At 51.5% G+C, this 8,336-nt stretch carries 6 protein-coding genes and 1 pseudogene; 3 read left to right on the top strand and 4 right to left on the bottom strand.

What is annotated here, in order from left to right; translation table 11 throughout:
• From JE47_RS0118475 to JE47_RS22605, 3 genes and pseudogenes are all read right to left on the bottom strand, one after another.
• Positions 1–1,245 (bottom strand): TIGR02710 family CRISPR-associated CARF protein (locus JE47_RS0118475; protein ID WP_031461167.1); only part of this gene is annotated, 1,245 nt, incomplete at its 3' end.
• A gap of 1,102 nt (positions 1,246–2,347) precedes the next feature.
• Positions 2,348–3,688: an RNA-guided endonuclease InsQ/TnpB family protein gene (locus JE47_RS0118465; RefSeq protein ID WP_031461166.1), complete on the bottom strand. Its 1,341-nt coding sequence runs from the start codon at positions 3,686–3,688 to the stop codon at positions 2,348–2,350.
• Positions 3,682–4,323: pseudogene (locus JE47_RS22605) on the bottom strand (IS607 family transposase); the annotation flags it as partial. The pseudogene JE47_RS22605 and the gene JE47_RS0118465, both read right to left, overlap by 7 nt.
• Before the next feature lie 78 nt (positions 4,324–4,401).
• Between JE47_RS22605 and JE47_RS22340 the strand changes: the two are divergent.
• From JE47_RS22340 to JE47_RS0118455, 3 genes are all read left to right on the top strand, one after another.
• Positions 4,402–6,057 (top strand): GAF domain-containing protein, encoded by a 1,656-nt coding sequence (locus JE47_RS22340; protein ID WP_442856927.1) that lies wholly within the window; start codon positions 4,402–4,404, stop codon positions 6,055–6,057.
• Between the two features lie 82 nt (positions 6,058–6,139).
• The gene (locus JE47_RS22335; RefSeq protein WP_051871206.1) at positions 6,140–7,030 is read left to right on the top strand and encodes a sensor histidine kinase; all 891 of its coding nucleotides are present in this window, start codon (positions 6,140–6,142) and stop codon (positions 7,028–7,030) included.
• A gap of 8 nt (positions 7,031–7,038) precedes the next feature.
• Positions 7,039–7,701, top strand: coding sequence for a response regulator transcription factor (locus JE47_RS0118455; protein ID WP_031461165.1), 663 nt, complete (start codon positions 7,039–7,041; stop codon positions 7,699–7,701).
• Positions 7,702–7,777: 76 nt separating this feature from the next.
• Here the strand turns inward: JE47_RS0118455 and JE47_RS0118450 are convergent, their stop codons facing one another.
• Entirely contained in the window at positions 7,778–8,206 is a 429-nt protein-coding gene (locus tag JE47_RS0118450) for a hypothetical protein (protein ID WP_051871205.1), read from the bottom strand.
• Between the last annotated feature and the right edge of the window lie 130 nt (positions 8,207–8,336).

Raw genomic sequence — 8,336 nt, 5'->3', positions numbered from 1 at the left:
GAAATCACGATACTCTGTTTCGGTAATCTGACGAAAGCCGTGGGCCAGAATGCTCTTATTGCGCACACTCACGCGGTTTTGAATATCGGCTAGATTGACCGACTGGACGAGTGGATCTTGAAGCGCTTTTATCAACATATACCCGTCGAGTAAAGTGATAGGGTTGTATCGACCATCACGATTCGGTTGCAGACCTCGTTCACGAAAACCCAATGATCGCTCAACAGCGCGGTATTCATTCTCAAGCTGTGGTTGCCGCTGTTTGAGCCGATCAAGATCAGGATGTTCAGCCAACACACCATGCGTTGCCAGGCGATGCTGGCTCATCAATTCCAGACTACGGTAGTGTAACAGTGCTGCCGTGTCATATCGTCGTTGTGCTTCACGACGCAGTGCATTGGCGTGAAGTGAGCCGAGGAGCGGTAAGATCGCATCAGCATCAGCCAAAGTAGACAAGTCCGTATTAGAATAGCGCATTGCCTGCGTCGTCCTGAGCAGACGACTGATCGCGTCACGTTGGGCTTCTAGCAGACGTTGCTGTACCCGCAGTTCGGTGATCAATGACTGAGCCAGGAGTTGAGCCATTGTCTCGGCAGCAGCCGCAAGACCGAAAGTATCCCATTGTGCGTAAGCCCGCGCTAACAGGGCTAGTTGCTCATAACCTTTATTTTCTTTTACCCGTTGGGCCAGATCGCGATAAATCCGCTCAGAGTTTACATAATCGTGAGCGTTAAACAAGCGTCTAGCTTGGGCAGCCTCCAGATCACCGAAGACTTCATACGGATCGGATGGATCGATCAGCCGTTGCGAGCCGGGCACAACCTGATTTTGTTCATAATCACTTTCGATGTAGATGGTTCCAAGACCAAGGACGTAAGCCGCCTTTGCTAGTCCTACCGTCATCGGTTTGGTACCGGCAGTGAGGTCGACCAGAATCTGGTCACGGTCGAGATCACACCACTCTTCGATCACAGCGCGTAATTCGCGGTATACCTGGTTGACATCAGTATAATGGGCTATTCGCTTGATCCACGTTGGATCAGGTTCCCGATCTAGCTTTGCAGCCACCTTTTCTAAAAAATCATGGGTTTCCGGAGTAAGTAAAAACGCGACTCGCTTCGGTTGGAGTGCGCCGATCAGAAGGGCAGCCGTGTCTTCCTGACGACTACCGGCGAGGATCAACGCAACTGCCTGCCGGTTACCGACCCGCTCGCGAAATTGTTGTAACTGTGTGCTAAAATCCATGTTCATGCTCCTGTTTACAGTCAAGCCAATCGGATACTCCATCATCGTACCAAACGAATCATTTCCGGGTATGCTAAACGATTCCTTCATCTCTTGGCTTTGCGTACAATCGAACCTACAATAACAATACATCTATACACGGCTCTCCGCGAAAGGTGCATCGCTTATGCGCGAACTCTTAAGCATTATTGCCCTGTTCCCCAGCAATCCCCACTTTGCGCTTCGCAAGCTGCGGGCTTGGATCGGTCAGGAACGCGGTGCACTGGCCTGGGTATGGTTATTGCGCTTCGGTAGTCTGATCTGTCTTACGGTGTGGGTAGTGTTTCGGTCTAGAGGAAATATTGAACCATATTTCAATGGTTTCCTGATCGTAGGATTCATGTACGTCTTTCAAATTGCAACCGCAATTGGTGGAAGCTGGCGACCACAACTCTGGCAAAATCAGCGGATCAAGTTGTATCAAAATTTGATTGAAATTGTATTACTTAGTCTGGCTATTGTTCATTTTGGCTCGGCAGATGGGGTCTTATGGACATTCTATCTGATCCCAATGCTAAGCGCGATTCGCTTTTTACACAATCCATATCGAACTATTTCTATCATCTTGACAATATTAATTTCAACGTTCACCGGTTGGCTCGTATACAAACATTCTGAATGGGGGCTATTTATTCCGCTAACCATCAATCTCCTAGGGTTGAGTATTCTTTTTGTTGCCCGCCGAACCAGTGTAAACCCTGGCGCTTTTGCCGATCAACGCTCAGAGGTCGCCCGGATTCTTGATCACTATCGCTCAGGAATCTGCATTATCGACCACGAACGACGAGTCCAGTTTGTTAATGCTGGCCTGCAACGATATTTTGGCAGATTAACGCCTGGTATAAAGTGTTACCAATACCTTGGCTGCATTGGTGAAAATTGCACTGCCTGCATGATTCCCGAACATGCCGTTCGGAACACCTTTCGCCACACGATGCTTGCACCGAGTGGGCGCAAGCACGAGTTCGAGGTAACGGTACACCCTCTCGCTGAAGATAACCATATTCTGCTGTTCCTCGACCCACCGCGTACTATTCAGCTCGAACTGTATGAACACCTGCTATCAAGAAAGTGCGCAAAAGTGCGCACACTTCTCTTCCTGCCCCGACGTGTCTTGTTGACCACCGTCGTATCTGACAGGCGTGACTTTCCCGACTACGGCGGGGGCCATCCCCGCCGTAGCGCCGCCATTACTGGTCGGACTCGCCACGGGTAGGGCAGTTACGGTTGCCAGCCGTTTCAGGTTCAGCGCTGCGTTGAGGTCACGGTCATGGTGCGCGCCACATTGCGCACACACCCATTCTCGATCGCTCAACGTCAGCGCCTCGTTCTTCCAGCCACACTTGGAACAGAGTCGGCTACTTGGATACCAACGATCGGCGATGATGAGATGAGTACCGTAGCGTTTCGCCTTGTATTCCACCTGCGAGCGCAACATCCCAAAGCCCACGTCAGAGATGGCGCGGGCGAGTCTCTCGTTCGCGAGCATCCCTTTGACGTTTACATCCTCGATCACTAACGCTTGGTTTTCGCGGCAGAGTCGAGTCGTGAGCTTATGAGTAACGTCCGCTCGGAGATTGGCAAGGCGGGCGTAGAGCCTTGCCAATGTCGCAGCGGACTTCTGCCGGTTGTTCGAGACCGGCAGGCGCGTTCCTTTGGGCAGGCAGGCATGGCGTCCAAACCCCGCCATCTCTTTGGCGGCTTCCAGCTTGCGGCTGAGACGCCGACTGCGAATCTTGAGGCGACGCAGCGCCGCTTTGAGCGGCTTTGGCGCTTCGATGACTTCGCCGTTGGAGATCGTTGCGGCAGCCTTAACGCCCAAGTCGATGCCATTGACCTCATGGGAGGTGCGACGCCGATAGCATTGCGCATCAGGTACTTCGACCTGTATTGCCACAAACCAACGATCCGCCGTACGCGAGACCGTCGCGCCCAGTATCTTTCCTTTGAATCGCAGTTCCTCGGTCATGGCGACTTCGCCGATCTTGGGCAGACGGATCGTCTTGCCGTCCAGACGGAACTTGTCGTTCGCTACGTAAAAGCTGTCGCGGCAGCGCCCCTTTTTCTTGAAGCGCGGTGCGTGCGCCTCTTTGCCAGCCTTGAGGTCGGTGAAGAATCTTTCCCAGGCTTTGGCGAGATGGGCAAACGGCTGGGCGTGTGCGTCCCGGTGAATGTCTCGCAACCACGGCCGTCCCTTCTCGTCGAGCCACTGTGGGTCGGTGTATGTGATGGCGTTGAACTGCTTTTTGAGCGCCATTGCGTTCGGCTTGCCGCCTGCTGCGTATTGTTTGTTCCATTCATTGAGCGCCCAGTTCCAGACGCGCCGCGCCGTGCCGCAGGCGCGCTTGAAGTAGTCCACCTGCTCAGGAGTCGGGCAAAGAGCGATCTTGTGGGTTCGTTGCATTGTTGGGCCTGTTTGACGCCATGTGCATCCTGTTTCAGCGCTGCATCCACCTGCTTTCGATCGTTCCTCACACCGTATCGCCGAGACGAACAACCGTGCACGATGGTCATCACGTCTTGCACCATTTCCTGTTTGGGAGACAGCCGTTCCTGGGTGAGCACCAGCACTTCGCAGCCATGGGTTTTGGCGTCATGTTCGAACCACGCAACGCCGAAACGGGTGAGGCGGTCCCGGTGCGCGAGGATCAGCATCGTGACGTCCCGTCGCCCGATCGCGTCCATACGGGCCAGAAACCGCTTGCGCGTGACGTTCAACCCGCCGCCCACTTCCTCGATACACTCGACCCCCGCCAATCCCGTCGCCACCACGACCTCTTCCGGCACGTTGCGCTGATTCGCCAGGTCCGGCTTCTGTGCTGCACGCGATACCCGACAGGAGGCGACCAGCGTGGTTGGCGCATGGTTCGCCTGCCGCAAACCGATGAACTCACGGATTTGCGTCTCAGGGGAGAGACGGCGGTTGCTGTCCGTTCGGGCCACCGGAATCAGCCTTCCTTCGCGTTCCCAACGCTGCAACGTCTTGACCGAGACACCAAGGAGTTTTGCGGCTTTCCCTGTGCGCATGGTGTTTTCCATGAGCACCGTTATACACTATCGCGTACTAGAAGTCAAGCTAGAGTCCGGCTCCTTGATACCATTGTTGACAACGACGAAGTGCATTTCAACAATGCCCTCAAACAACTATTGCAGTCAATCCGCGAGCAATTTTGTGCCGAAACGGCGGCTATCTTCTGGTTCAAAGAGGGCAAGCTCGAACGGGTGCTTGATAGTGGCCCTGAACTTCCCTTTGCCGAGAGCTATGAACCGGGTCAGGGGGTCACCGGACTCACGCTCATCACCACCTCCTATTTACGCTTTGGCCGTCCCGTTCGTGTCAACAATCTTGACGAGAAGCCAGAGGTGCTCCAAACCAACGTTGCCAGGTATCGTCAGGCATTACCTAGCGGAAAAGTACGCCATCTGCTGGCTGTACCTATCAACGGGCGTCGTCACGTCATTGGTGTGATCCGTCTGGTCAATCGTCTGCTTGATCCCAACTCGCATCACCTTGACCCGCACGGCTTCCATAGCGTGCACGAAATTGATCTGCGCATGATCGCCGAACGGCTGGCTCGCGCTATCGAATATCGCCAGTTGACACGTGAGAAAGAGCAGCAACTGGCCGAAACGCAGCGTTTCTACCGTATCTATGCCGCTAGTACTGCAGAGCGGAATGTTTTTGAGACGATTACTGAAGAGGCGATGGCAGCTTTTCCCGAGGCAAGTAAATGTGAAATTCGGCGTCTAAACCGCTCAAATCGAACACTGGAATATGTCTGTGCTCGGCACCGGCGGGGTTTTGACTATGGTTCCGAGCCGATTGCATTGGAAGGTATTGCTGGTCGTGCGCTGCGGGAAGAACGAATCCAGGTTGTTCCAGACACCAGTCAGGATGCTGACTTTGTTGCCGGTAAAGTCACCATTGGCGCTATGATGGTCGCCCCATTAATCGGCCAATTAGGTGTCGTCGGCACGCTTTCGCTCGATTACCCGGCCCCGCACACCTTCAGCGATGAAGAGCAACGTCGGTTTACCGCTCTGGCCATGCACGCAGCATTGGCAGCCGAAATGTTTTGGCGCAGAATGCAGAATGAGCAGCTTCGTGACCATATTCAGCGAATTAATGAAGATATTAGTCGCGGTGTTGAAAGTGTGTACAAGAATGTCTTAGCCGCACTGCGTGAGTTGATTGGTTACGATAGCGCATCGATCCAGCTTCGTTACGGCAATTATTTGAAGATTGTAGCGCATGATGGCTTTGTCGATCCAGATGCGCTTGAATTCATTTCATTTGACATTCATGATCAGCGTCTACCGAACTTTTACGTTATGCGAGACGGAATGCTGTTGATTGTTGCTGATGTTCGCCAGGATTACCCACACTTCGAGACGGAAGCCGAACGCTATCAAAGTAAAGAGATTCGGAGTATTTTGTATATCCCTATGTTCTATCGACAGAAAATTATTGGGATGATTGCTCTCGACAGCCATGTTGTCAACTTCTATCGGTTTGGTGACGGCATTATTGGTACGCTGCTGGCAAGTGCGGCTGCGTCTGCAATTGATAATGCTCGTCTTGTTGAAGCCCAAGAGCGCCAGCAAGAAAGTTTACGCCGTTTGCTCAAGAGTAGCACCGATATTATCGGGATTAACGATGAGCAGGAACTTATTGATTCATATGCTCAACTAGGTATTCAGCTTTTTTTTCTGCGAACATTGTGCGATCTTTATTACACACGCGCAGGGAGCGCAGGGAGTAGAAAAATTTGACTTCATAAGCTCATCGTTACGTCAGGAGTTTTCTGATAATTACGTTGAACTTGCCAAACGTATTTTTGCTAAAAGCGAAATTATGCGGTTGAGTGGCGAAGAACTCAGCCAGTATTACGAAAATTATGGACTATCTGATGATGATTTTTATCATCTGTTAAGTGGTCGTAGTCGCTCACTCCTGGCCGCTTTCATGAGCGACCAGCAGCACCATACACGTGGAATAGTCTTGTTAGAGAATCATTGGGATGAAAATGGGTTCCCAGCGACCGCTGAAGAACTCCTTACGCTCTTTTGTTATCAGCTTGTTCACAGTCTCAGCGTCATCAACCTGCGCCGCAGCATTCGTGAGCAGTTAGGTATTGATGTCCATGACTTAGCAAACCTCTTGCAGGGAACAGTTATCTTTCGCATCAATAAACTTGTTCGTCAATCAGAATATGGTAATATCGTTGATCAACTGAAAGAAAAACTACAATCAATCAACCGAGCGACAAAATATATCTATCAAGAACTGCACCGTGTTCAAGATGACTTACGCGGCAGAATAGACCTTGAGCAACCATTTGCTGAGGCATTAGAAGAATATATTGAACTTGTGCGAGAACGGATTGGCGACCAGGTGCAAATTCATAAGAATCTGCCAGATCACGTCAATATGCCGCCGGAGGTGTTGGCGATTCTCTTTCGTATTTGTCGGGAATCACTCGCGAATATTGCCAAACATGCTGGATTTACCAATTCGCCCGATGAGCGCATTGATATTAGCCTTAACATTGAACAAGCGAAATTTGTGCTTTGTATTGCTGATAATGGAAAAGGTCTTCCCACCGATAAGAATCTTGACCATCTCGAGAATGGATATGGTATTCACAGCATTAAAGAGTGGGCCAGGCGAATCGGCGCCAGCGCCACTATCAAGAATCGTGTTGGCGGAGGTGTTGTTGTTGAAGTACAAGGTAGCATAGTGTAGGAGTATTTATGGCTGAAACATTACGAGTGATAATTGCCGACGACATCCTTCCGTTTGTCAAAGGGCTGAAAGAGATGCTAAGCGAACTACCCGATGTCGAACTGGTCGGAGAGGCATTTACCGCCGCTGAAGCTGTGACGATGGCGCTCTCCCATCGCCCTGACGTCGTGATGATTGACGTAAGCTGGAAAGATGCCCGTACCAGTGGGTTAAGTGCTCGTCAACACCATGAAGCAGGTTTGATAGCAATTGAACGTATTAAGCGTCAGGCTCCTGAGGTGGCAATTCTGGCGATGACAGCCTACACCGAATTGGCAGAACTGGCCCGTCAACGTGGTGCCGATCTTGCGGTGCCAAAGGAGTTGCTTAACGACTTTGAACAACTTCATCAGCTTCTACGCAAAGCTGTCGATGCAGTCCGTGCTCCGCGTATACGCAAGGAATACGAAAGCCTTACCAAACGCGAACAGCAGATATTGGAAATGATGGCAAAGGGATTGACCGATCAAGAGATTGCCGGTGCCCTGGCATGGGGGATTGGGGTTATCAAGCGTGATGTCCAGACCATCTATGAAAAGCTCGATGCACGCAATAGAGCACACGCGATAGCTCGCGGTTACGATCTCGGCTTGCTGCCAAAAGGATGCAGTTTTCGCGCCGATGATACGTAATATTGTGTGGTAGGGTGGGTTTGCAACCCACCCGCATGTTTACAAATCGTGACAGAATTATCTTAGGTTGCCGCGTTTAACGAGTGACAACTGGAATAGAGACGCCAAACAGTCGTCCAACATTACCAAGGAGTGGAATGTCATTGGCGATCCCAAATGCGATGACCAGTTCGGCATCGCCGCCATTGCGTGCAGTGTCGCAGCAGAAGTGATTCACCGAAGGCCGATAGACGCATGGCTCGTGGCGACCATTCCTATCGAGATCACCTAGCAACGGAATATCGCCGGAAACACCGAACATCAGTGTAAATTCAGCATCACCACCATCACGAGCTGTATCGCAGTAGAATCGAGTTACTGCTACTCGGTAGGTGCATAGGTCATTATTGGGGAGTAGTGCAGTTGACGTATGAGGGTGAGTGAGCGTGATAGCTTCACTTGAGCTGAAAGACCAACCGAACGGTAAGATGAGCAGAAGGATTGAGACAAGAACTCGTAATTTCATGCGTATCCTTGACACCTATCGACATCCATGCGCAATCGCACACTAACGGTCATCGTTAGGAGGAGTTATATGGACATCACGGAGTGGCTTTCTTCCCGACCGTCTCCACAGCGGAGATGCGCCCCCTCCT

Origin of the sequence: Chloroflexus sp. MS-G (assembly GCF_000735195.1) — a bacterium.
In the GTDB taxonomy this organism is placed as follows: Bacteria; Chloroflexota; Chloroflexia; order Chloroflexales; family Chloroflexaceae; genus Chloroflexus.
The sequence above is the reverse complement of the archived record's forward strand: the minus strand, read 5'-3'. Positions and strand labels throughout refer to the sequence as shown.

What these genes read in the sequence shown, in the direction of transcription:
- JE47_RS0118465 (WP_031461166.1), bottom strand. Translation starts at nt 3,688, where the DNA reads ATGCAACGAACCCACAAGATCGCTCTTTGCCCGACTCCTGAGCAGGTG.
- JE47_RS22335 (WP_051871206.1), top strand. Translation starts at nt 6,140, where the DNA reads ATGCGGTTGAGTGGCGAAGAACTCAGCCAGTATTACGAAAATTATGGA.
- JE47_RS0118455 (WP_031461165.1), top strand. Translation starts at nt 7,039, where the DNA reads ATGGCTGAAACATTACGAGTGATAATTGCCGACGACATCCTTCCGTTT.
- JE47_RS0118450 (WP_051871205.1), bottom strand. Translation starts at nt 8,206, where the DNA reads ATGAAATTACGAGTTCTTGTCTCAATCCTTCTGCTCATCTTACCGTTC.